Origin of the sequence: Algoriphagus locisalis (assembly GCF_900116615.1) — a bacterium.
Classification (GTDB): Bacteria; Bacteroidota; Bacteroidia; order Cytophagales; family Cyclobacteriaceae; genus Algoriphagus; species Algoriphagus locisalis.
Window position 1 is genome coordinate 302,279 of the sequence record NZ_FPBF01000005.1, and the last position, 20,279, is coordinate 322,557.

Consider the following 20,279-nt stretch of genomic DNA (forward strand, 5'->3'; position numbering starts at 1 on the left):
TTTTAAACCTTAACATCCACATTCTTTAACCATATTCGCAACTCCTTTGCTGGTAGCTTTTCTGATTGCCTGGCTTACAGATCCAAAGTTCCAAAAGTTTACTCCGCCGTCTTCGTCTGGAGTTCCCCAATCACTGATTTTTGTGATAATAGCATTGTCAGAAACAATATTTCCTGATGCGGTTTCTATCAACGCTACTCTAATTGTGGCTGATATTTCCATGTCTGGAGCTGGTGGACTCATTTCGTAAAGCTGCTGCTCGCTTCTATAATTCCATTCATCAGAATTCCTGGTTTCTCCCAGTGCAATTCCCAAAAAGTAAGGATATCCTAAAGCAGAATTCACTTTAGCTCGCTGTTCGGGATCATTTGGATCTGTTATTCCTGCGGAAAAAAGCTCGTGTTCCAGACGGTCATAGAGTTCAACTTTTGTAAAACCTTTGTCCCGAAGGATTTCCAATACTTGTGATTCGAGATAAGCTTGCTCACCAGGAGAAAGTTTGCTGAAACCTGAGTCCCAAGGTAAAGGCAAAAGCAAAACTCCATCTGACTGAGAAAGGCAGATGTGGCATTTTAACCGGGTATAAATCTCCGTAGATGTACAGGCAGAAAAGGCTATTAGAGTGAATAGCAGTAGAAATCCTTTTTTCAAAATACGGCTTGTAAAATAGTGGCTCGAATAAAGAGATCTGAAATCAGGGGCTATTCCGACACTTCAGTTATGGTGCGATATTTTGCCCATTTGCTTAGCAGCCCAATGATCGAAATGATCTGTAGAATCATTGCTGAGCCTAAAATTAAATCAGCATTTGGGCGATCGATGATTTTAAAATAAGCTCCAAAAATCACCATACTTATGCTTATAAGCAAAATACGAAACATGAGTTTCTGACGCTTGCTGAGGTTGTTCAGGTTTGGAAAAAGTTTGTATAGGAGATTGATCATGTGGGTAATTTAGTTGAAAAATCATCAAAATCGATAACCAAATCGCAGGTGAATATTTGCAGTTAACTCACCGGTATCGGAAGTATAGCCTTTGGATTTGTAAAAACTATGTAGGTATCCGATCCCTATGCCTGTTTCGAATGTGAAGTTTCTTCCTATAGGACGGCGTATTCCCCAGGTTGGTACAATAGACAGGTCCGGGATAATACTTTCATAATAGTTAGAAATTATAAATAAATCCGGGTGGAAACTGGTCTTGATGGAAATGAAATTCCCGAAATTTCCTCTTGTAGCTTTGCCTTTTTTACTGCGTTTTCCAAGGTTATAATACCAGCGAGGCTCTGCAGTAAATACCGGAAAAAATGCATGTCCCGAAGAGTAGGTTCCCCACCAGAGCCCGCCATCCAACCCTACCTCTGCTCTTAGAGCTAATTGATCTGACAGTCTATACTCCTTATTTAGCCAAATTCCCAATAGGCCTGTTTGAAGCTCAGTTTTATTGGTCGTGACAGCTGCTTCCTGGGCATTTGCCCATGAGGCAGAAAATAGAAATGCAACTAGCGCGAACAGCTTTTTCATTGAGACTAGATTTATAATTCCCCCAAAACTATTGTTTTTTTAACATCCAACATCCAACATCCAACATCCAACATTTTATTTCCTTGGATGAAAATCCGTCAACACCTGCCTCAGGTAATCACGATCTAAATGTGTGTAAATTTCCGTGGTGGTGATGCTTTCATGACCTAGCATTTCCTGAACTGCACGAAGATCCGCTCCTCCTTCGATCAGGTGCGTGGCAAAGGAATGTCTGAAAGTATGGGGGGAAATGTTCTTCTCAATTCCAGCCTGCTCCGCAGTTTTCTTGATAATCAAAAATATCATAACACGGGAAAGCTTCTTGCCCCGGCGGTTAAGAAAAACGAATTCTTCGTGGCCTTTGGCGATATTTTGATGCACCCGAACTTCATTTATGTAAATATTCAGGTATTTCAAAGCATCCTTTCCAATAGGGACGAGGCGTTCTTTATTTCCTTTTCCAACCACTTTGAGAAAACCTATATCTTCAAAAATCTGTCCTGTTTTCAGTTCTATCAATTCACTTACCCGTAATCCTGAGCTGTACAACATTTCCAGCATGGCGCGGTTGCGATGGCCTTCCGGTTCTCCGAGAGGAATGGCTTCCAAAAGTTGCACGATTTCCTGATAGCTCAGGGTATCTGGTAGTTTTCTTCCCAATTTTGGGGCTTCGAGAAGTTGAGCGGGGTCTTCAGTAATTCTATCCTCATACATCAGGTATTTATAAAAGGCCTTGATTCCTGAAATGATCCTGGCCTGGGTGTAATCGGATATTTCAAGCTTGGCCAGGTCATTGACAAATCTTCTCAAATACTCTAATTCCAGATTCAAGGGGCTTTTTTCAGGAAAATTCACTTCCGAATAAGCTGCTAACTTCTCTACATCGCGTGTGTATGCTTCTATGGAATTCCCACTCAGGGATCGCTCTAGCTTTAGGTAATGGCGGAATTGTTTGATGTGGTTTTGCCAGTCTTTAGTCATTGATGTGATTTGAAAATTGGAAGATTTAAAAATTGGAAAATTAATACTCCCTCATTTCATCCAGATTTCCTTCCCAAGTGATTTTGCCTCTGAGGTTGGACAATTCATTTAGCTTGATTTTTCGGAGGTAAGCTTTCAGGGCGGCTTCCACATCTTCCTGAACATTTTTAGCATCAGTTCTTTGTAAGATTTCAGCCAATAGCTTTTCATCAACAGTTACTTTCATATCCTTTTTACGCTTATTAGTAAAATTACAACTTTAGAACTTTCCAACTTCAAAACCTGAAAATCCTTTTAACTTTGACTCAGAAACCATCAAACCGAATATTGTTTTGAAGATAATGATCATTAACGGCCCCAACCTCAATCTATTGGGTAAAAGAGAGCCGGAAGTCTATGGAAGTACTTCTTTTGAAGAATATTTTGAGGGCTTGAAAAAAGCTTTTCAGGATGTAGATCTGCATTATTTTCAAAGTAATGTGGAGGGCGAACTGATCAATAAAATTCACGAGGTTGGCTTTTCCTACGATGCGATTCTGCTCAATGCCGGCGGCTATACCCATACTTCTGTGGCTATTTCAGATGCGATTGCTGGCGTGACTACACCTACTCTTGAAGTACATATTTCGAATATTTATAAGCGAGAGGAATTCCGCCACAAAAGCATTATTTCCAAATCTTGCGTCGGAATGATCTCTGGTCTTGGCCTGAAAGGCTACGCACTTGGAATTCTCTATTTTCAATAACCTATTTCCCTATGCACACTTTTGCACCCGGGCCATCTAAAGTTTACGATGCCCTTCCTACTTATTTGCAAGATGCCTACACTGCAGGTATTCTGAGTGCTAATCACCGCAGCAATGCGTTCATGTCCCTGTATCAGGATACTGAGCAATTGATGCGCGAAAAGCTGCACATGCCGGAGGATTACAAGTTGTTATTTACCTCCAGTGCCACCGAAAACTGGGAGATTATCACCCAGTCTATCGTGCAGCAGGCTAGTTTTCATATTTACTCAGGTTCCTTCGGGAAAAAGTGGATCGGCTTTGCGAAGCATATCAATCCTGCCACTGACGGCCTGAAAATCGAAGCAAATCAGGCAATCGACGTGGCAAACTTGGAGATCTCTGAGGACTTTGATGTGATCGCGCTTACCCAAAATGAAACTGCCAATGCGACCCAAGTGCCGATGTCGATAATTGAGGAGATCAAGGAGAAATATCCTGAGAAAATGATCGCGGTGGATACGACATCTTCCATGGCTGGGATAGAATTGGATTTTAGCTTGGCTGATATTTGGTACGCTTCTGTGCAAAAATGCTTTGGACTTCCTGCAGGTCTGGGGATTCTGATTTTATCTCCCAAAGCGATTGAAAAGTGCGAATCAAAAGGTGAAAAAGGCAGGTATAATTCCTTAAGTTTTATGCTTGAAAATGCTGCCGGTTACCAGACGCATTACACTCCGAATGTGTTGGGGATTTACCTGTTAAACAGAGTTTTGAAAGATTTGGAAGAAATCCAGCACATTGATGCAAATCTTAGAGAGCGCATGCTCAAGTTGGAAACGGCTGTGGCCCAATCCAAGTCATTGCGAATGCTTGTGGATAATGCAGAGACGAGAAGCACCACGGTTTTGGCTGTTTCGGGTCCGGAAGAGTTAATCGCTTCGGTGAAAAAGGATGCCGAAAAAGAAGGAATGCAATTGGGTTCTGGCTATGGACCTCATAAACCAACAAGTTTCCGAATCGCCAATTTCCCTGCGGTTACCAATGCTGAAATGGATAAGTTGATTGGGTTTTTGGGGAAATTTTAGCCGCAGAGTCCGTGGAGTTTTTCGCAGAGTACACAGGTTTTGAATACTAAACTGGTTCAGTCTTCAGACATGGACCAGTTTTGTTTATATCTCAAAGTTGAAGGGTTCAAAAATAACAACGAGGAGTTTTTATTAATATCTGTCAACTAATTTTATTTTAGTTATTTTGAAAAAGGAGTGACGACGAGGAGAAATCTAACTCTTTAAAGGAAATTATCGTAAATTGATTTGGTAAAATGTATTAAAAAATGAAGACAGAATTGCAGGTTGATTTATCGTTTGAAAAAATTCTTTCTATAGTAAAGCAATTGCCAAGGAGGCAAAAGGTGCTCTTATCTAGGGAGTTAGAAAAAGAGTTGATTGATTCGAAGCTTACTAAACTATTAAAATCATTTAAGGCCAATGACCTGGATGATGAATTACTTTGCAAAGAGATTGAAAATGTAAGACAAGAACTCTATGAAGGACAGGGAGATCAAAGTCATTTTTGACACCAATGTTTGGATTAGCTTTCTTATAGGTAAGTCACTTTCAAAATTAAAGCATCTAATTTCAAATGGTGTAGTCAAAATTGTTACTACAGATCAGCTTCTTTTAGAAATAAAGAAAGTCTCCCAAAGAGAGAAACTCAAGAAATATTTCCCACCAGATTCAGTGAATGACCTCATCGACCTTTTAGAATCAATAGCGGTAAAAGTTGAGATTTCGCCGACACATTTTGTAAGCAGAGACCCAAAAGATAATTTTCTGTTAGACTTAATAGATTATGCAAAAGCTGATTTTTTGGTGACAGGTGACAAAGATCTTTTGGAGCTCAACCCTTTTAAAACTGCGCAAATAGTAACACCTTCTACTTTTGCAAGTGTCCTAGAAAGGTATTAAATCAGCAGATCGGTAGTTTAGTGACTTTTTTCTTAACCATGAATTAATCCAAAAACTCTCGTGCTCATATAGACCTCAAAGGTTAATTCCCTACTTTCGCGGCATGTTTGATTTTAAAGAAATATTGTCAGTTTCGTTGATCCTTTTTTCTGTGATTGATATCTTAGGTTCTATCCCGATTATCGTCAATCTGAGACAGAAAGTTGGGCATATCCAGTCCGAAAAAGCCACATTAGCAGCAGGGGCCTTGATGATTTTATTTCTATTGGCTGGCAAATCAATTTTAGGGCTTTTTGGAATAGGAGTGGAGGATTTTGCGATTGCCGGAGCGCTGATCATTTTTGCGATTGGTGCTGAAATGATCTTGGGAATCGAGCTTTTCAAATCTGATCCTGAAGCAAAAGCCGGAGCTTCCATCGTACCTATTGCTTTTCCACTGATCGCAGGCGCAGGTACATTGACCACTATTTTGACGCTGAAAGCTGAGTTTGCTCAGATCAATATTGCAATCGGCATTCTTCTGAATCTGATCTTGGTTTATATTGTATTGAAAAGCACGGGTTGGCTGGAGCGAAAAATCGGAAAGACTGGTCTGGATGTTCTGAGAAGGATTTTTGGGATTATTTTGCTTTCCATCGCTGTCAAGATTTTCAAAACTAATGCCTTTCCTATAGGAGTGGATTCGGGTATTTAACCCAATTCTCGGTTAGATTTTTATTTACTTTGTTTCATGATTACCATTTACACTGATGGCGCTGCCAAAGGCAATCCCGGTCCAGGCGGCTACGGCGCCGTTCTGAAATTCGGAAAACACCGAAAAGAACTTTCCGAAGGCTTCCGTCTTACTACCAACAATCGCATGGAATTGCTGGCAGTAATCCGCGCACTGCAAGCGATCAATACGACAGAGTTTACGGTTCAGATTTATTCGGATAGCAAATACGTAGTTGATTCGGTAGAGAAAGGCTGGATATGGGGCTGGCAGAAAAAAGGCTTCAAAGACAAGAAAAACCCAGATCTCTGGTTACGCTATATTCCGCTGCATCTGAAGTACAAGCCTAAGTTCATCTGGGTAAAAGGTCACGCCGGAAACATTGAGAATGAGCGCTGCGATGTCTTAGCGGTCCAGGCGGCGGAGGGTTTTGATCTGAAGGCAGATACGGGGTATGAGGCTAGTTTGTGAGTTCTTTAGCGATCATAACTTTTGGATAAAATCGCTAAGAAAATCCTTTACAGGAAGGATATTGATCGTTTTTCCATCAGAAGAAAGTGAATCTCTTTGAATTAGTGTAAGGATAAATCCTTCTGTTTTTTCGAAAAAATCCATTGCTTCCAATAGCCCATCAAGCTCTCTTTGTTTATTGTCCACATGCACTTTCTCTGTGACTTGTATAAGCCATTTACAGCTTTCTCCTTCAAAAACCACAAAATCACATTCTTTTCTATCCCGGAAATAATAGAGCGGTAGGTTCGTTTTTCGTAGAAATAGAAACACGAGATTTTCCAATAAGCGACCATGATCTTTGCTGAAACTGAGCGAATTTGCTTTGGCAAAGCCAGTGTCTATGCAATAGACTTTCTTGGGGTTCTTGGAGATACTTTTGGCTGACCAGCTGAACCTAGGCAGGAAGAAGAGTAAATAAGCATCTTCCAGCCAGGATAAATAGTCGGAAACTGTAGTGGCAGAGCCCACTTCAAAGGTCTTTTTTAGGCTGTTGAAACTCGTTTCTTTTCCAACATTGGACAAGAGAAACAGCGTGATGTCCATCAGCGTTTTGGTGTTCTTTATGCTATAACGTATGGCTATGTCCCTAAACACGATGTCTTTGAGGAGGTTTTGCAATACTTCTGGATTTTTATCACGCAAGTATTCTGGGAATCCTCCTAGGTTGAGATACTCTAAAAAGCTATCGTTATCCTCTGATTTTTGGCAATAATCTAAAAACTCCTGATACGAAAATGGAAATATCTCGTGAGCCAGGTATCTGCCAGTGAGTCTAGTGCCCAGTTCCCGGCTCAGTAATGATGCATTCGAGCCAGTGACATACACTTTCTCGCCACGATCATGGAGCTGTCTTATGTAGATCTCCCAGCCTGGCACATTTTGAATCTCATCAAAGTAATAGGTGGAAACATCCTCGCCGAATACCTCATCGAGTTTTGGGAAATCACTGATCTCAAATCCAAATATGCGTGGATCTTCAAAATTCAAATAGGCAAAGCTAGTAGGAGTCTCCGATATGATCTGTCGCATAAGCGTACTCTTTCCGCATCGGCGTATGCCGGTGATTACTTCTATGTGAGTGCTAGAAGGTTTTATTTTTGATTTTGCATCTCGTTTGGTAAGCGAAAGTTCTTTATCGAATATTTTCTTTTGCCCTTCGACAGCCGCTGCTATCTCCTCTTTAAGTATCATATCTTGAGGTGTTTACTCCATCAAAGATACTGTTTATTTTATAAAAGTATATTAGTTTCTTTTTATAAAAGATAATAGTTTACGTTACAAACGTAAACTATTCAGCACTCTGAAGCTAAGATGTTAGACTTATGATTTCAACCTTCACAATCTCTCCATCGTCATCAGCGGAATATCTTCTCTATTGAACTCCAAAAGTGGCTTGTATTCTGACTCAGGATATTGCCAGCCATTTTCTCCTAATTCATAAAGCAAAGGAGCGAGGTTTTGGACAGCAGCTTTACAGCCCTGTACGATCGCTCCCATATTACCAGTCTGCTTGGAGAGGACTGCTTCGTTCTCGATTTCAAAAGGCCCAGAGAAATTTTTCTCTTTCAAAATATTCACAAAAGCCCTCCAATCCATCGAATCGCCCAAGCCAAAACCTGGTAACGTAGCTTCGTAGTGATGTCTGTCCCAAGGATTGGTGCTGGAAGGAATTCCTGCTTTTGCTGCCCATTCTGGCTTTACTTGCTGCATGGGATACATATTTCCCCAGAAGGGATCGGGATTATTACGGGTGGATTTGACATGAATTCTCTTCAGACGATTCATGTCAGTGTTTTTGATTACTTCCACAGGATCGGTATGCTGCCAGATGTCATGGGAGGGGTCGTAGATTTCTCCGTGATTGGCTTCTGGGACTAACTCGTACATGAGTTTTCTCGCTGCCAAAACTCCCGGCAGGTTGTTAAACGTCCCGAAATAACCTGAACTTCTCCAGCCTTCCATAGGGCAGTTTTCATAGAGAACAGTCACTCCCAAGCTATTTGCATAGCGAATGATGGGCCCAAAGACTCGCTGGTATTCCAGTAGGTTTTTCTCAAATCCTCCTTCCTGATTTCCCAATTCATGGTTGTAGCCAACGAATGTTCCAATCTTTACATCATTTTCATCACCGCCAAGCAGGTGAGCCATTCGAATCAATTTCAGCAGGTGATTCTGATTTTTGATCCGCTCAGCAGGATCTCCTCCGATCAGGTTGTCAAAAGCACCAATGGAAAGCCGAAGTTTAGCGCCGTTGAATTGATCAATGAGTTTTTTGGCGGCTTCTGGACCGAAATTTTCATAATCCAGATGCGTGGCGACAAAGTCATCGCGGGTGCCATCTTTTCTGAAAACGCAAAGATCAAGTCCTTGTACGTCAATTTCCAGTGCTTTCTCCACCGTTTGATCCAAGTTGAGCTGGTCAAAAGCGGAAGTCATGATCCAGATTGGGTTTGTCATGTTAGTCGAGGTTTGGATTAAAAAAAGGGATAACCAAAGCTTTGAACAAGCTTTGGTTATCCCCAAGTTAAATGTTTGAATGGTTTGTGCCGAAAATCAATGAATTAATGTAACAATTACTTCTTGCGTCCCAAAGCCTGGCAGGGCTACTGATTGAGAAAGTACAAGCTCACTGCTGCTGACGCTTTCGACGTTCAAGTCTCCCGAAGCGCCAGGGATCTCAATCAAATCCGTGTCTATGGTCAATACTTTACTGGTCTCATTGTAACTCCATGTAAAATCAGAGGTTTGTGGAGCAGCATCATCGCATTTGGTCGGACCAGAATCTACCACACCGATGCTGATGGGAGTTTCGTAATTGAAAGTTATCAAATTGTCCAAGTGGCAATCGTCTATAAATGCCTTAGCGTCAATCCCGGCGGCGGTGACAGTACTGAATTTCCAAGCGACCCCAGAACCAATTAATTCGGCTTCTGATTTGGGAGGATCTGAATCCTCACCGTCTGTACATGAACTGAAGGAAACTAAACTGGCTAGTGCAAATAGAAAAGAGAGTCTATGAAAAGTCTTCATTGGGGAAAGTATTAGGATTTAGAAAATCTAAAATACGTAAAATAGGCTAAAATCAGCTTTTAAATTTGATTCGTGCCTATTATTCACCGGCAGAATACCTTCTTCTGATTTCCACTTTTTGCTTTTGTCTAGCCCAAAGTGCACGAGCCAAATCAGAAGCAACTTGGTCTGGCTCAGATTCGTGAAGTATTTTTTTTAGTTTTTCCTCTCCCAAATCAATACGATAGCAAATCTGTAGCAAGCGCTCAAATTCCCGATCCAGCATGTAAGCGATGACTTTGGATAGCGTAGCAATAGCTTTTTCTTCGTTGAATTCCTCGGTTTTGTCGGGAAGGTCAAAGTCCTTTCGCAGGAGGAGAAAAGTTTCTTGGGACAGGGATTCACTCATGATAGTATCAAAAAAGCCCCGAATTGATCCGGGGCTAGAGATTTATTTGTCTGATTTTTTACCAGACTTAGCTTCTTTCGCAGCTTTTTGTTCTTTTGCTGTTGGGGCCTTAGCTTCTTCAGTTTTTTCCTCTTCAGCTTTCTGAAGTACCTCTGGGGCTTTTTCCCGGATTAATTTGTACCAAGTGATCAACTTTTTGATGTCTGAGGTGTAAACTCTAGCTTCATCTACTTCTGGAAGGACATGCTTCATAAAAGCTCTCAACTCAGATTCATCCGGATTGGCATCCAAGCCAAGATCACCTTGGAATTCCGCTTCTATCTTTTGCATCACAGATTCCAAAGGCTCAGCGCCCTCTTCTGTCAAGGTGTAGATAGAAATATCGCTAAGAATAGACACACGCTGGGACATGCCGGCAACGAGCTTGGTTTTCTTCGCATCCATGCTTTCCAGGATCACTCCCGTGCGTGAAGGCTTCAAAACTTTGAACAAACCGGGTTTACCGGCTACGGTGGCAAGATCTTTAAAATTCATTTGGTTTATTTTTTCGAGGCTGCAAATATAGGATTATCAATTAAATGATTCACCTGGCTTCATATTCTGTTACTAGTTCTTCCATAAACTTCGTTAGTTCCACTTTGCCTGTGCTGGCTTCTGCACTGGTGACGAAGTAGTCAGGGTTTTCTCCAAACATCTCTCGGGTTTTCTGTAGAAACTTCTGGATGTTCTGATCGGTTTTTGACTTGGACTGCTTATCTGCTTTAGTGAAAACCAAGGCAGTTGGGACTTCTTGTGTTCCGCACCAAAGCAAAAATTCCAAATCTATTTGCTGTGGTGGTAGTCGGCTATCGATCAAGACAAATACTCCACAAAGATTTTCTCGTTTTGTTAAGTAGGTCGTAATCATACTTTCCCAGCCCTGCTTTACTTTCAGGTTTACTTTGGCGAAGCCGTAGCCGGGAAGATCGACAAGGTACCACTTGTCATTGATCATAAAGTGGTTGATCAACTGCGTTTTACCTGGTTTTTGAGAGGTCTTTGCAAGTCCTTTTTGGTTGACAAGCATATTGATCAGCGAGCTTTTGCCCACATTGGACCTGCCGATAAAAGCTATTTCTGCCCGGTCTGGTTTTGGGCAATTTCCCGGGTTAGAATTACTGATTACAAAGGTGGCTTTCTGGATCATCTGCTGGTATTTGTCTGCAAAAGTACGACTTTATCCGAAAAGGGAAGGATGAAGCTGTAGCGCAACAATTTTCCATTCCTCGTGTTTCTTGCCTATTATTGTCCTTTCAAAGATAGAATTCTGATGGCCGTAGTACCTTATAAAGACAAGCAAGATTCCAAAAAGGATCAGGTAGCTGAAATGTTCAATAACATTTCTGGCAAATATGATTTGCTCAATCACGTGCTCAGCATGGGAATTGATATCACTTGGAGAAAAAAAGCAATTAAATATCTCAAAGATGATCATCCGAAATTGATCTTGGATATCGCTACTGGGACAGGTGATTTTGCGATTGAAGCACTGTCTTTGAATCCAGATAAGATCATCGGAGTGGATATCTCCGAAGGTATGCTGGAAGAAGGGCGAAAGAAAATGAAGAAAAAAGGGCTGGAAGATAAAATTGAACTTCAGCTTGGAGATTCTGAAGGGCTACTTTTCGAAGATAATAAGTTTGATGCAGTCATCGTTTCTTTTGGTGTCAGGAACTTTGAGAATCTGGAGAAGGGATTGGCTGATATGTATCGCGTATTGAAGCCAGGCGGCAAAGTGGTGATTTTGGAATTCAGCAAGCCGACCAAAGCACCGATGAAGCAAGCATATGCGTTCTACTCCAAGGCTATTTTGCCGCAGATCGGTAAAATTGTATCCAAAGACAATTCTGCTTACACTTATCTTCCTGAGTCAGTACAGGCCTTTCCGGATGGAATGGATTTCCTGAGAATTATGAATAATGTCGGATTCACCAGCAACTTATGCAAACCACTAACATTTGGAATAAGCTCGATCTACGTAGGCACAAAGTAGTCCTACTGGGTTTAGTTTTTTTCTTAGCAGCGATTCCAACGTTTGGTCAAGGTATGTTTGGCTTGACTTCGGCTTCCGCCTCAGACAATAAAACCCTTTCCTATGGATTCTTTTTGGCCGCGCACAATAGCACGCTGAGAGTAAAATACACAGATGCATTTTTAAATTCTAATCCATCAAATGCTTTTGCTGGTGTGAGAAGTATTCAGCCACTATTTTCGCCTGGATTTTCACTTGGATTTATCGGTATTCTGAGGTTTCATGATCAAGTTTCCATGATGTTTACGCCCAAGGTGGGTTTCTATGAGTATAAGACTGAGGTTACCTATTTCAATGACCAGATCGATACTGAATTAATCGGAGGAGATGTGATAATTAGTGAAGAAAATCTTGGACAAGTCATAGAATATAGCTCTGAAGCCACGATGGTAGAATTGCCGCTACTTTTCAAATACCGTTCGGTGCGATTCAACAATACCAGAATGTACTGGTTAGGTGGAGCGAGTTATCAGTTTCGTACCAAAGGTCAGGACGAAGCCAATGTAGATGATATTGTGATGTCTGGGCAGGATTTCTCACTAGAAGCAGGTATGGGCTTCGAATTTTATTTCAAATACTTCAAGTTTGCTCCAGAGATACGCTTTTCTCACGGGCTCAACAATGCATATCTTCCGGAAAATACACGTCCTGAACTAGAGGGTGCAATCGAATCCCTCCGCAGAAAGTCAATTACACTCTATCTGAATTTTCAGTAATAAGAGGGATTGTAAAATTGGAATATTGAAAAATTGTAAGATTTGGAAATACCTAGATTGAGGTGAAACATCTAAAATTGGACATTGATCATTGAAAGTTGTCCATTTATTATTTTTTATCTTGCACCCATGAATAATAAAATTGCCCTAATCACCGGAGCAACTTCTGGAATCGGCAAAGCTGCTGCCATCACCCTAGCTAAAATCGGTTATAACATCATTGCGACAGGAAGACGAGGAAACCGTCTGGAAGAATTAAAGTCAGAACTGCCTAAGAATATTGATTTTTTACCCTTGATATTCGATGTTCGAGACAGAGAACAGGTTTTGGAAATCTTTAACAACCTTCCTGAAAAATGGAAAGCAATAGACGTGCTGATCAATAATGCAGGAAATGCCCATGGGATTGATCCTGTGCAATCTGCAGATTTAGATGACTGGGATGCCATGATGGATATCAATGTAAAGGGACTTTTGTATGTGTCCAGAGCAATTATCCCAGGAATGACAGAAAGAAAATCAGGAATGATCATCAATATAGGCTCCATCGCGGGCAAGGAAGTTTATCCCAACGGAAGCGTCTATTGCGGAAGCAAGCATGCTGTAGATGCCATCACCAAAGGGATGCGGATAGATCTCAATCAATTTGGAATTCGGGTAGTTGCTATTCATCCAGGGTTAGTGGAAACCGAGTTTTCATTGGTAAGATTTAAAGGTAATGAAGATAAGGCTAATACGGTTTATCAAGGTATGGAGCCATTGGTAGCTCAGGATATTGCAGATATAGTGGAGTTTGCCGTAACTAGACCTGCCCATGTGACAATAGCCGATGTGGTGGTGCTTCCTACTGCTCAGGCTTCGGCTAGTATTGTAAAACGAAATTCCTGATTGTGAAGAACTATTACCTGCCATTTATTCTACTTTTAGCTGCCTGTGGAACATCCCAAAAAAGCGATCAGGAAATTTTCTCTGAGCAGCAGCGTGAAGTGTTGGATCCGGTCAAAGACATAGATTTGGAAGTGGAAAAATCAGAATTGGAAAAGCAGCTGATCGCTCAGGGACTGGTAAATGTAGAGGAAGTAATACCCGGAATTCGAGTAAAGCTTAAGTATTCTACTACTGATAATTTCTTCAAGCAGGATGTCTATGGTGATTTAACTAAAGCATTTCTTCAACCTGAAGTAGCTGAGCGACTGAAAAAGGCTCAGGAAATGCTTCAAAGAGAATTTCCTGATTATACCTTGCTTGTGTATGATGGTGTTCGGCCATCCAGCGTTCAGCAAATTCTTTGGGATAATCTGGACAAGCCAGATAGCCTAAAGCCCTTGTATGTAGCAGATCCGAAAAAGGGTAGCCTACACAACTTCGGCGTCGCTGTAGATTTAACCATATTTGATACTAAAGCTGATTCTCCTTTAGATATGGGGACAGGCTATGATTTCTTTGGCTACGCAGCTTACCCTGATCGCGAACAACAAATGCTTGATGAAGGTAAGATATCAGCAGCTCAAATCGCAAATCGAGCCATTCTCCGTAAAGTGATGACTACTAATGGCTTCACTGGTATCGGATCGGAATGGTGGCATTTCAATGCTTTTTCCAGGAAAGAAGCCGGGGAAAAGTTTGAAATTATCAAGTAACAATTTTCAATTTTCAATAATCAATAATCAAGTTTCAAATACACTATTCAATTTTCAAAAACCCACAACTCAAACCTTATGAAATTAAAACGCACGCTTTTTACCTTTGCGCTGATTTTCAGCATTGCTCTGGTAGCCCCAGCCCAACAATTCAGAGCGCTGGTATTCAGTAAAACCGCAGGCTTTCGCCATCAATCCATTTCTGATGCTGTAGTGGCATTAAAGAAAATGGGAAAAACACAGGTTTTCAGCGTTTATACGACTGAAGACGCTGGGGAATTTACGGATGAAAAACTGGCAAAATATGATGTAGTAATTTTGACTACTACCACTGGGACTATTTTCAATGCTGAACAGAAAGCTGCATTCCAGCGATTCGTCCAAAGTGGGAAAGGCGTTGTAGGTATTCACTCCGCGACAGATACCGAGTACGAATGGCCTTGGTACAATAAGATGATCGGGGCTTATTTCCTATCTCATCCGGCTCAGCAGACACTAAGACTTGATGTAGTGGATCAAACTCACCCATCTACCTGGCATTTGCCTAAAAACTGGTTGTGGACAGATGAATTGTACGAATTCAGAGAGATCAATCCTGATATCAAAGTTTTGATCAAAGCAGACGAAAGCACCTACAAAGTAGCTAGAGGAAATGGGGAAAATCATCCGATGGCATGGTACCATGAATTTGACGGCGGAAGAGTGTTTTACACTGCTTTGGGGCATGTGGAGTCCGCTTGGGAAGAGGATGATTTCTTAAAACACCTCTATGGAGGGATCTGGTACGCTGCTACCGGGGAGCCATATAAGTAATACATTTGTAGGAAAATCAGATTTGCAGGAACTTAATGCCGGCAAATCGGTTTTCTAAACAAAAATCAAGAATACCATGCTACAAGCACAAGCAAGACCTGTACACCTCTACATGGAGGCCAATCCAAACCCCAATTCCCTGAAATTTGTAGCCAATTTTATGTTGGTGGATGAAGGGGTAAGTTTTGATTTTCCTGATGCAGAAAGTGCCAAAATCAGTCCGCTAGCTCAGGAGCTTTTTAATTTTGCGGCAGTGGAGCGTGTTTTCATTGCTTCTAACTTTGTCACAGTTACGAAGTCCGAGTCGGTAGAGTGGACGGAGATTCAGGGCATTGTCAGAGATCATATCAAGCAGTATTTGGAAGCTGGCAAAGCTCCAGTTCCGGTCGGATTTGATAAGGATCCGCTTTTCGATGAGAATGATTCGGAAGTGGTGAAAAAAATCAAGGGGATATTGGACGAGTACATTCGTCCGGCTGTAGAGCAAGATGGTGGAGCGATCGTTTTCCATTCATTCCATGACGGTGTGGTAAAAGTACAACTACAGGGATCTTGTTCAGGTTGCCCTTCGAGCACAGTGACGTTAAAAGCTGGCATCCAAAATCTTTTGACCAGAATGCTTCCTGAAGTGAAGGAAGTGGTAGCGGAAGGAGTTTAAGCTTTTCTTATGGGAAAAAGAGATTGGTCCTGGGCGATTCTTGGAGTTATTGCTTTAGGGATACGCTATATGGCAGCTCAAAACCCGGAAGCTACAGATACTATTTATTCGAGAATTTTCTTTCCGGGAATCCGGAATGTAATCGATATGACGCTGGGAAAACTGCCTTTTCCCAGCGTTTATTTATTTATCCTGTCGGTGATGTTGATCATCGGCATTTATATTTTTAGGCTTCGCAAAAAGGCAGGTTGGAAAAATAGAGTTCTTTATTCCTTTCGTGCTTTGGCAAATGGACTTGGCGCTCTGATCTTCTTTTTTTTATTTCTTTGGGGATTCAACTATCAGCGCACACCAATCGTGGAACAGCTGGGTTTGCAGCCAAAAGCCATGAATCTAGATCAGCTGAAAAATGAGGTGCTGATCACACAGCGACTTGCTGTGCAATACCGCAACTCAATCTCAAGGGATACGGCAGCGATAGAAAGCATTTTGGATTACCCCGAACTTGAGCGCTTAGTCCGTAAAAATATTGCCGATAACCTGGATATGCTTGGCTTGAATTTTACCGGTCAGCCTAGGACCAAGCTTTTCCCCCCACCGGGATTTATGCGGAAAATGGGGATTTTGGGCATCTACTTTCCCTTTACCGGAGAGAGTTATATTGATCCAACTTTACACCCGCTGGAGCAGCCATTTACAGTAGCACATGAAATGGCGCACAGCTATGGAGTGACTGATGAAGGAGAAGCTAACTTCATCGCCTGGGTGATCTGTACAAATAGCGATGATCAATTGCTTCGCTATTCCGGGCAGTTGAGATTGCTGATGTACCAGATCCGGGATTACTATAGAATGGCACCGGAAGACTACCGGGAATGGCTAAGGAATCTCGAGCCAGGAATCAGAAACGACATGATGTCCATCAAGCGAAACAGTGATGCTATTCAGGCATTTTCATTGGAATTAAGTAGAAAGACAAACGATGTATTCTTGAAAACTCAGGGAGTAAAAGCAGGAATCAATAGCTATCAGCAATTGCCTAAACTTGCTTTTGCTTGGAGAGAGCGGATGAAGGATTTTTAAGGAGCTTGAGCTCACAGCATTTGCAACGGAGTTTTTCTCTAGATTTTTATAAGCATGTTTCTCAAAAAATAGTAGTTTAGTTTTTGGATTGGCTTTTTGCTCCTTTATTGCTGATTATTTGATAAAACTTACTGCTTACTCATGAAAATTGTCCTTTTCTTTTTGCTTATACTTTTTTCTAGTGCATCTTCTTTTGCCCAGATTACCATGGATACCGAGTACAAGGATGACGGTAGCATAGAATTATATGCAACAAACCCTGAAAATGCACCCTACACTGTTTTGATTGATGTGACAGCGCATTCGAATCTACTCCCCATAGGATCTTCAGGACTAGTGATAGCCCGTCCGGGCAGATCCAAAGTGACAACGCTGAAGCGTAGAACAGAGGGGCAAAGCACTAGCTTGCGCTATACTTATTCTTTCATCAAAGGAGATTATTTTGCAAAGAGCAAAGTAGAGCCTACCTACTTAATTCCACTTCCTGAAGGTACGTTGGCTACCGGAATACGCATGACCCATATAGAAAATCGCCTGCAACCCAAGGAAGAGAATACTGAGTATGTGGGGATTTCTTTCAGGTTTGATTTGCCTACCGAGATACGTGCTCCCCGCAAAGGGGTAGTCACTGCGATCAGCATGGAGCAGTACGATGAGCAGCAAAACCTTGACTTTGACCGCTCGGAGAATTTTATCGAGCTTTTTCATGAAGATGGCTCGCTGACCAAAATCATGGTTTTGAGACCGGGAAGTCAGAGAGTGAAAGTAGGGCAGGTGGTTTTTCCGGGAGATGTTCTAGCTGATTCGGCTGGAGAAGAGTATGTATCTGGATTACATGTACGCTTAGTAAATATGAAGCCGGTAAAAGACGGTACAAACAAGTTGAAATACTATCATGAACCTATGAAATTCATTTCCAAGGAAGGTGAATCAGACTTTCCTCAAATGAAAAAAGTAGCGGTGATTTATCCCGAGGAAATTGTGACTGCTGAAATGAGCAAGAAGGAAAAGAAAGCCTTTGTGGCAGAAACTCAGGATTGATTGATTTTCTTTCTATTGCCAAACCAAACACCGATAATTACTGCCACGATCCCTACGTAGTGACCGAAAAGTAGCACTTCTCCGTCCAGTACTCCCCAGAAGATGGCTACGATTGGAATAAGATAAGTCACTGAGGAAGCAAAGACAGGGGTTGCAGTCTTCACCATTACATTGAAAATGATTAGTGCTATCGCTGTTCCCATCACCCCCAGCAAGGTGATGTATCCTAATGCCGGCAGCGCGCCATCGATATTCACGACTTTGTAGGAAAACTGTGTGCCTGCCATTAAATAGATTAGCGCCATTGGCAAAACCATGATCAGTGAGATCGCTGTGATCTCAATTGGTTTCAGTTTTTGAAAGCGGTATTTGATGATATTCAGATTGAATCCATAGCAAATACAGGCCAAAATCACATAAAAAGCATACGAGTTGATACCTGTAAATGCCCCAAATCCAGAGCCTTCTTTTACGGTAACCAGAATAAAAACACCAATAAACGCTATGGCCAGACCAATTCCGTTTCTTCGGGTGATTTTAGACTGAAAAAACAGAGCGCCAATAACAACAACCGCCAATGGAGTGAGCGCATTAAGGACACCGGTTAGCGAGCTACTGAGCTGAGTTTGTGCTTTTGCAAAAAGAAATGCAGGAATGAAGCTTCCAACCAGCCCGACGATAATCAGGTTTTTGATCTGAGTTTTATCGAGGTTTTTGATTCTTGGAATAGAAAGTGGCAATAGAAAAGTGGCAGCAGCGACGATTCTATAGGCTCCTACTTCGCCTGGGGAAAATACTTCCAGCCCTCTTTTGATAAGAATAAATGAACTTCCCCAAATAAGGGATAGAAGAATGAGTAACCCCCAGTTTTTGAGGTTGCTGTCGTTGGTGGTAGTTGACATTGGCATAAATGGGACATTGCCCACTTACAAAGGAAGCAAAAGCAAAGAAAAATTCGTGAAAAAATTAGCAGGAGTTGTACACTGGAGTCAATCTTTGAATCTGATGCTTTTGTCGAGCTATTAAAAAAGCAATGTTAAACAGTTTTTTGGGGTATAAGCTAAATAATATTAGTATTTAGTAAGTTTTTAAGGTTATATCCGTAAAAATATATTTTTAATACTTACTTTTATGGTTATAACCTTAAAAAGAATGATAGCAAGAGCGACTTATTTCGAGCAGTTACGGGAATTCATTGACAAACCGCAGATTAAAATCCTGACTGGGATCAGAAGAAGCGGTAAGTCAACTGCATTATTGCTGCTTAAAGAAGAGTTATTAGCTAGAAGTATTGACGGTCACCTAATTATTCATATTAATTTAGAAAGTTTTGTGTTCTCTGATTTGCGTACAGCTACTCAACTTTATAGATATGTTGAGGAGAAAGTACAAAAAGGTAAAAGAGCCTATTTGCTTCTGGATGAGATCCAAGAGGTGGATGGCTGGGAGAAAGCAATAAATTCAATGTTGGTAGATTTTGATGTAGATATTTACCTCACTGGTTCCAATTCTCATCTTTTGTCCTCAGAATTGGCCACCTATTTGGCAGGACGCTTTGTAGAGATGCCAGTATATACGCTGTCCTTTGCCGAATATTTACAATTCCGAACTGCTTATTTCCCAGGTGATTCAACTGATAGAAAATCGGCTTTTATGGCTTATTTGAGAGTGGGAGGTTTTCCGGTGCTACATACGGCAAATTATTCAATAGAAACGGCATACAAAGTTGTGTATGATATATATTCTTCTGTTATACTTCGGGATACAGTTCAGCGCTACAAAATAAGGGATGTGGAATTGCTAGAGCGGATTGTGAAATATGCTATTGATAATATAGGTAATACTTTTTCGGGAAAGAATGTGGCAGACTATTTCAAAAGTCAGCAACGAAAAATTGATCTCAATACAGTTTATAATTACTTGACAGCTTTAGAGGGTGCCTTTATTTTATACCGGGCTTCACGGTACGATATTAAAGGAAAAGAAATCTTAAAAACCCAAGAAAAATTTTACTTGAGCGATGTGGGATTGCTTTATGCTACGATGGGGTATCGAGATAGGATGATCTCAGGGATTTTGGAAAATATAGTTTTCCTTGAATTAAAAAGAAGAGGATATGCTGTGTTTGTAGGAAAATTTCTTGATAAGGAAATTGATTTTATCGCCGAAAAGAAAGGCCAAAAGATATATGTGCAGGTAGCCTATAAGCTAGAGAGTGAACAGACTGTAGAAAGGGAGTTTTCTAGTCTTTTAGCCATTCAAGATCAATTTCCGAAATATGTAGTGACACTGGATGACTTCTGGAAAGAAGCTGTGGAGGGCGTTCAGCATGTACACTTATCCGATTTTTTACTTCAAAGTTTTTGATTTGTTGGATGAACAGAAAAGGTGGCAAAGCAGAATCTTACCTTCCAA

General features: G+C 41.2%; 27 protein-coding genes. 15 read left to right on the top strand and 12 right to left on the bottom strand.

What is annotated here, in order from left to right; genetic code table 11:
• Window positions 1-9: 9 nt before the first annotated feature.
• The 5 genes from BM386_RS15355 to BM386_RS15375 form a co-directional block, all read right to left on the bottom strand.
• The gene (locus BM386_RS15355; RefSeq protein WP_091695912.1) at window positions 10-651 is read right to left on the bottom strand and encodes a hypothetical protein; all 642 of its coding nucleotides are present in this window, start codon (window positions 649-651) and stop codon (window positions 10-12) included.
• Between the two features lie 50 nt (window positions 652-701).
• On the bottom strand, window positions 702-944 hold the full coding sequence (locus BM386_RS15360) for a hypothetical protein (protein WP_091695914.1): 243 nt from the start codon (window positions 942-944) through the stop codon (window positions 702-704).
• A 24-nt stretch (window positions 945-968) separates the two neighbouring features.
• On the bottom strand, window positions 969-1,523 hold the full coding sequence (locus tag BM386_RS15365) for a hypothetical protein (RefSeq protein WP_091695916.1): 555 nt from the start codon (window positions 1,521-1,523) through the stop codon (window positions 969-971).
• 75 nt (window positions 1,524-1,598) lie between these two features.
• Window positions 1,599-2,504: a site-specific tyrosine recombinase XerD gene (gene xerD, locus BM386_RS15370; RefSeq protein WP_091695918.1), complete on the bottom strand. Its 906-nt coding sequence runs from the start codon at window positions 2,502-2,504 to the stop codon at window positions 1,599-1,601.
• Between the two features lie 40 nt (window positions 2,505-2,544).
• Complete coding sequence (locus BM386_RS15375) at window positions 2,545-2,730, bottom strand: type II toxin-antitoxin system VapB family antitoxin (RefSeq protein WP_091695920.1); 186 nt, start codon at window positions 2,728-2,730, stop codon at window positions 2,545-2,547.
• Window positions 2,731-2,836: 106 nt separating this feature from the next.
• Here BM386_RS15375 and aroQ point away from each other — a divergent pair, with 106 nt between their 5' ends.
• The 6 genes from aroQ (at window position 2,837) to rnhA (ending at window position 6,382) form a co-directional block, all read left to right on the top strand.
• A complete protein-coding gene (gene aroQ / locus BM386_RS15380; RefSeq protein WP_091695921.1) occupies window positions 2,837-3,250 on the top strand; it encodes a type II 3-dehydroquinate dehydratase in 414 nt (137 codons plus the stop codon).
• An 11-nt stretch (window positions 3,251-3,261) separates the two neighbouring features.
• Window positions 3,262-4,317, top strand: coding sequence for an aminotransferase class V-fold PLP-dependent enzyme (locus tag BM386_RS15385; RefSeq protein WP_091695923.1), 1,056 nt, complete (start codon window positions 3,262-3,264; stop codon window positions 4,315-4,317).
• Between the two features lie 248 nt (window positions 4,318-4,565).
• Window positions 4,566-4,808, top strand: a complete 243-nt coding sequence (vap15, locus tag BM386_RS15390) for a type II toxin-antitoxin system VapB15 family antitoxin (RefSeq protein ID WP_091695925.1) — start codon at window positions 4,566-4,568, stop codon at window positions 4,806-4,808.
• Entirely contained in the window at window positions 4,777-5,199 is a 423-nt protein-coding gene (locus BM386_RS15395) for a putative toxin-antitoxin system toxin component, PIN family (RefSeq protein WP_091695927.1), read from the top strand. Before vap15 ends, BM386_RS15395 begins: the two co-directional genes overlap by 32 nt.
• A gap of 103 nt (window positions 5,200-5,302) precedes the next feature.
• Complete coding sequence (locus BM386_RS15400) at window positions 5,303-5,893, top strand: MarC family protein (RefSeq protein WP_091695928.1); 591 nt, start codon at window positions 5,303-5,305, stop codon at window positions 5,891-5,893.
• 36 nt (window positions 5,894-5,929) lie between these two features.
• Window positions 5,930-6,382, top strand: coding sequence for a ribonuclease HI (gene rnhA / locus BM386_RS15405; protein ID WP_091695930.1), 453 nt, complete (start codon window positions 5,930-5,932; stop codon window positions 6,380-6,382).
• Window positions 6,383-6,394: 12 nt separating this feature from the next.
• Here the strand turns inward: rnhA and BM386_RS15410 are convergent, their stop codons facing one another.
• From BM386_RS15410 to yihA, 6 genes are all read right to left on the bottom strand, one after another.
• On the bottom strand, window positions 6,395-7,615 hold the full coding sequence (locus BM386_RS15410; RefSeq protein WP_091695932.1) for an ATP-binding protein: 1,221 nt from the start codon (window positions 7,613-7,615) through the stop codon (window positions 6,395-6,397).
• Window positions 7,616-7,759: 144 nt separating this feature from the next.
• On the bottom strand, window positions 7,760-8,881 hold the full coding sequence (locus BM386_RS15415; protein WP_091695934.1) for a sugar phosphate isomerase/epimerase family protein: 1,122 nt from the start codon (window positions 8,879-8,881) through the stop codon (window positions 7,760-7,762).
• Between the two features lie 96 nt (window positions 8,882-8,977).
• Window positions 8,978-9,454, bottom strand: coding sequence for a hypothetical protein (locus BM386_RS15420; RefSeq protein WP_091695935.1), 477 nt, complete (start codon window positions 9,452-9,454; stop codon window positions 8,978-8,980).
• A 79-nt stretch (window positions 9,455-9,533) separates the two neighbouring features.
• Entirely contained in the window at window positions 9,534-9,842 is a 309-nt protein-coding gene (locus tag BM386_RS15425) for a hypothetical protein (protein ID WP_091695937.1), read from the bottom strand.
• Window positions 9,843-9,884: 42 nt separating this feature from the next.
• Window positions 9,885-10,376 carry a DUF5606 family protein gene (locus BM386_RS15430; RefSeq protein ID WP_091695939.1) on the bottom strand — a complete coding sequence of 164 codons (492 nt, stop codon included), beginning with the start codon at window positions 10,374-10,376 and terminating at the stop codon, window positions 9,885-9,887.
• Window positions 10,377-10,425: 49 nt separating this feature from the next.
• On the bottom strand, window positions 10,426-11,028 hold the full coding sequence (gene yihA / locus BM386_RS15435) for a ribosome biogenesis GTP-binding protein YihA/YsxC (protein WP_091695940.1): 603 nt from the start codon (window positions 11,026-11,028) through the stop codon (window positions 10,426-10,428).
• Between the two features lie 123 nt (window positions 11,029-11,151).
• On the opposite strand from yihA, the gene ubiE reads away from it, so the two are divergent.
• From ubiE to BM386_RS15475, 8 genes are all read left to right on the top strand, one after another.
• Complete coding sequence (gene ubiE / locus BM386_RS15440) at window positions 11,152-11,874, top strand: bifunctional demethylmenaquinone methyltransferase/2-methoxy-6-polyprenyl-1,4-benzoquinol methylase UbiE (protein ID WP_091695942.1); 723 nt, start codon at window positions 11,152-11,154, stop codon at window positions 11,872-11,874.
• Complete coding sequence (porT, locus tag BM386_RS15445; protein ID WP_091695944.1) at window positions 11,823-12,629, top strand: type IX secretion/gliding motility protein PorT/SprT; 807 nt, start codon at window positions 11,823-11,825, stop codon at window positions 12,627-12,629. Before ubiE ends, porT begins: the two co-directional genes overlap by 52 nt.
• A 129-nt stretch (window positions 12,630-12,758) precedes the next feature.
• Entirely contained in the window at window positions 12,759-13,517 is a 759-nt protein-coding gene (locus BM386_RS15450) for an SDR family NAD(P)-dependent oxidoreductase (RefSeq protein WP_091695946.1), read from the top strand.
• 2 nt (window positions 13,518-13,519) lie between these two features.
• Window positions 13,520-14,269, top strand: a complete 750-nt coding sequence (locus BM386_RS15455; protein ID WP_244545542.1) for a M15 family metallopeptidase — start codon at window positions 13,520-13,522, stop codon at window positions 14,267-14,269.
• Between the two features lie 78 nt (window positions 14,270-14,347).
• A complete protein-coding gene (locus BM386_RS15460) occupies window positions 14,348-15,082 on the top strand; it encodes a ThuA domain-containing protein (RefSeq protein WP_091695951.1) in 735 nt (244 codons plus the stop codon).
• A gap of 76 nt (window positions 15,083-15,158) precedes the next feature.
• Window positions 15,159-15,740, top strand: a complete 582-nt coding sequence (locus BM386_RS15465; RefSeq protein WP_091695953.1) for a NifU family protein — start codon at window positions 15,159-15,161, stop codon at window positions 15,738-15,740.
• A 9-nt stretch (window positions 15,741-15,749) separates the two neighbouring features.
• On the top strand, window positions 15,750-16,823 hold the full coding sequence (locus BM386_RS15470) for a DUF3810 domain-containing protein (protein WP_091695955.1): 1,074 nt from the start codon (window positions 15,750-15,752) through the stop codon (window positions 16,821-16,823).
• Window positions 16,824-16,964: 141 nt separating this feature from the next.
• The gene (locus tag BM386_RS15475) at window positions 16,965-17,864 is read left to right on the top strand and encodes a M23 family metallopeptidase (protein WP_091695957.1); all 900 of its coding nucleotides are present in this window, start codon (window positions 16,965-16,967) and stop codon (window positions 17,862-17,864) included.
• On the opposite strand, the gene BM386_RS15480 is transcribed toward BM386_RS15475, so the two are convergent.
• On the bottom strand, window positions 17,855-18,766 hold the full coding sequence (locus BM386_RS15480; protein WP_091696145.1) for a DMT family transporter: 912 nt from the start codon (window positions 18,764-18,766) through the stop codon (window positions 17,855-17,857). The genes BM386_RS15475 and BM386_RS15480 overlap by 10 nt on opposite strands.
• Window positions 18,767-19,016: 250 nt before the next feature.
• Between BM386_RS15480 and BM386_RS15485 the strand changes: the two genes are divergently transcribed.
• The gene (locus tag BM386_RS15485) at window positions 19,017-20,231 is read left to right on the top strand and encodes an ATP-binding protein (RefSeq protein ID WP_091695959.1); all 1,215 of its coding nucleotides are present in this window, start codon (window positions 19,017-19,019) and stop codon (window positions 20,229-20,231) included.
• Window positions 20,232-20,279 lie beyond the last annotated feature (48 nt).

What these genes read in the sequence shown, in the direction of transcription:
- BM386_RS15385 (WP_091695923.1), top strand. Translation starts at nt 3,262, where the DNA reads ATGCACACTTTTGCACCCGGGCCATCTAAAGTTTACGATGCCCTTCCT.
- BM386_RS15430 (WP_091695939.1), bottom strand. Translation starts at nt 10,376, where the DNA reads ATGAATTTTAAAGATCTTGCCACCGTAGCCGGTAAACCCGGTTTGTTC.
- BM386_RS15415 (WP_091695934.1), bottom strand. Translation starts at nt 8,881, where the DNA reads ATGACAAACCCAATCTGGATCATGACTTCCGCTTTTGACCAGCTCAAC.
- BM386_RS15365 (WP_091695916.1), bottom strand. Translation starts at nt 1,523, where the DNA reads ATGAAAAAGCTGTTCGCGCTAGTTGCATTTCTATTTTCTGCCTCATGG.
- BM386_RS15395 (WP_091695927.1), top strand. Translation starts at nt 4,777, where the DNA reads ATGAAGGACAGGGAGATCAAAGTCATTTTTGACACCAATGTTTGGATT.
- xerD (WP_091695918.1), bottom strand. Translation starts at nt 2,504, where the DNA reads ATGACTAAAGACTGGCAAAACCACATCAAACAATTCCGCCATTACCTA.
- BM386_RS15475 (WP_091695957.1), top strand. Translation starts at nt 16,965, where the DNA reads ATGAAAATTGTCCTTTTCTTTTTGCTTATACTTTTTTCTAGTGCATCT.
- BM386_RS15400 (WP_091695928.1), top strand. Translation starts at nt 5,303, where the DNA reads ATGTTTGATTTTAAAGAAATATTGTCAGTTTCGTTGATCCTTTTTTCT.
- BM386_RS15470 (WP_091695955.1), top strand. Translation starts at nt 15,750, where the DNA reads ATGGGAAAAAGAGATTGGTCCTGGGCGATTCTTGGAGTTATTGCTTTA.
- BM386_RS15485 (WP_091695959.1), top strand. Translation starts at nt 19,017, where the DNA reads ATGATAGCAAGAGCGACTTATTTCGAGCAGTTACGGGAATTCATTGAC.
- BM386_RS15360 (WP_091695914.1), bottom strand. Translation starts at nt 944, where the DNA reads ATGATCAATCTCCTATACAAACTTTTTCCAAACCTGAACAACCTCAGC.
- rnhA (WP_091695930.1), top strand. Translation starts at nt 5,930, where the DNA reads ATGATTACCATTTACACTGATGGCGCTGCCAAAGGCAATCCCGGTCCA.
- yihA (WP_091695940.1), bottom strand. Translation starts at nt 11,028, where the DNA reads ATGATCCAGAAAGCCACCTTTGTAATCAGTAATTCTAACCCGGGAAAT.
- BM386_RS15450 (WP_091695946.1), top strand. Translation starts at nt 12,759, where the DNA reads ATGAATAATAAAATTGCCCTAATCACCGGAGCAACTTCTGGAATCGGC.
- BM386_RS15425 (WP_091695937.1), bottom strand. Translation starts at nt 9,842, where the DNA reads ATGAGTGAATCCCTGTCCCAAGAAACTTTTCTCCTCCTGCGAAAGGAC.
- BM386_RS15460 (WP_091695951.1), top strand. Translation starts at nt 14,348, where the DNA reads ATGAAATTAAAACGCACGCTTTTTACCTTTGCGCTGATTTTCAGCATT.
- BM386_RS15420 (WP_091695935.1), bottom strand. Translation starts at nt 9,454, where the DNA reads ATGAAGACTTTTCATAGACTCTCTTTTCTATTTGCACTAGCCAGTTTA.
- porT (WP_091695944.1), top strand. Translation starts at nt 11,823, where the DNA reads ATGCAAACCACTAACATTTGGAATAAGCTCGATCTACGTAGGCACAAA.
- vap15 (WP_091695925.1), top strand. Translation starts at nt 4,566, where the DNA reads ATGAAGACAGAATTGCAGGTTGATTTATCGTTTGAAAAAATTCTTTCT.
- ubiE (WP_091695942.1), top strand. Translation starts at nt 11,152, where the DNA reads ATGGCCGTAGTACCTTATAAAGACAAGCAAGATTCCAAAAAGGATCAG.
- BM386_RS15375 (WP_091695920.1), bottom strand. Translation starts at nt 2,730, where the DNA reads ATGAAAGTAACTGTTGATGAAAAGCTATTGGCTGAAATCTTACAAAGA.
- BM386_RS15480 (WP_091696145.1), bottom strand. Translation starts at nt 18,766, where the DNA reads ATGTCAACTACCACCAACGACAGCAACCTCAAAAACTGGGGGTTACTC.
- BM386_RS15465 (WP_091695953.1), top strand. Translation starts at nt 15,159, where the DNA reads ATGCTACAAGCACAAGCAAGACCTGTACACCTCTACATGGAGGCCAAT.
- BM386_RS15410 (WP_091695932.1), bottom strand. Translation starts at nt 7,615, where the DNA reads ATGATACTTAAAGAGGAGATAGCAGCGGCTGTCGAAGGGCAAAAGAAA.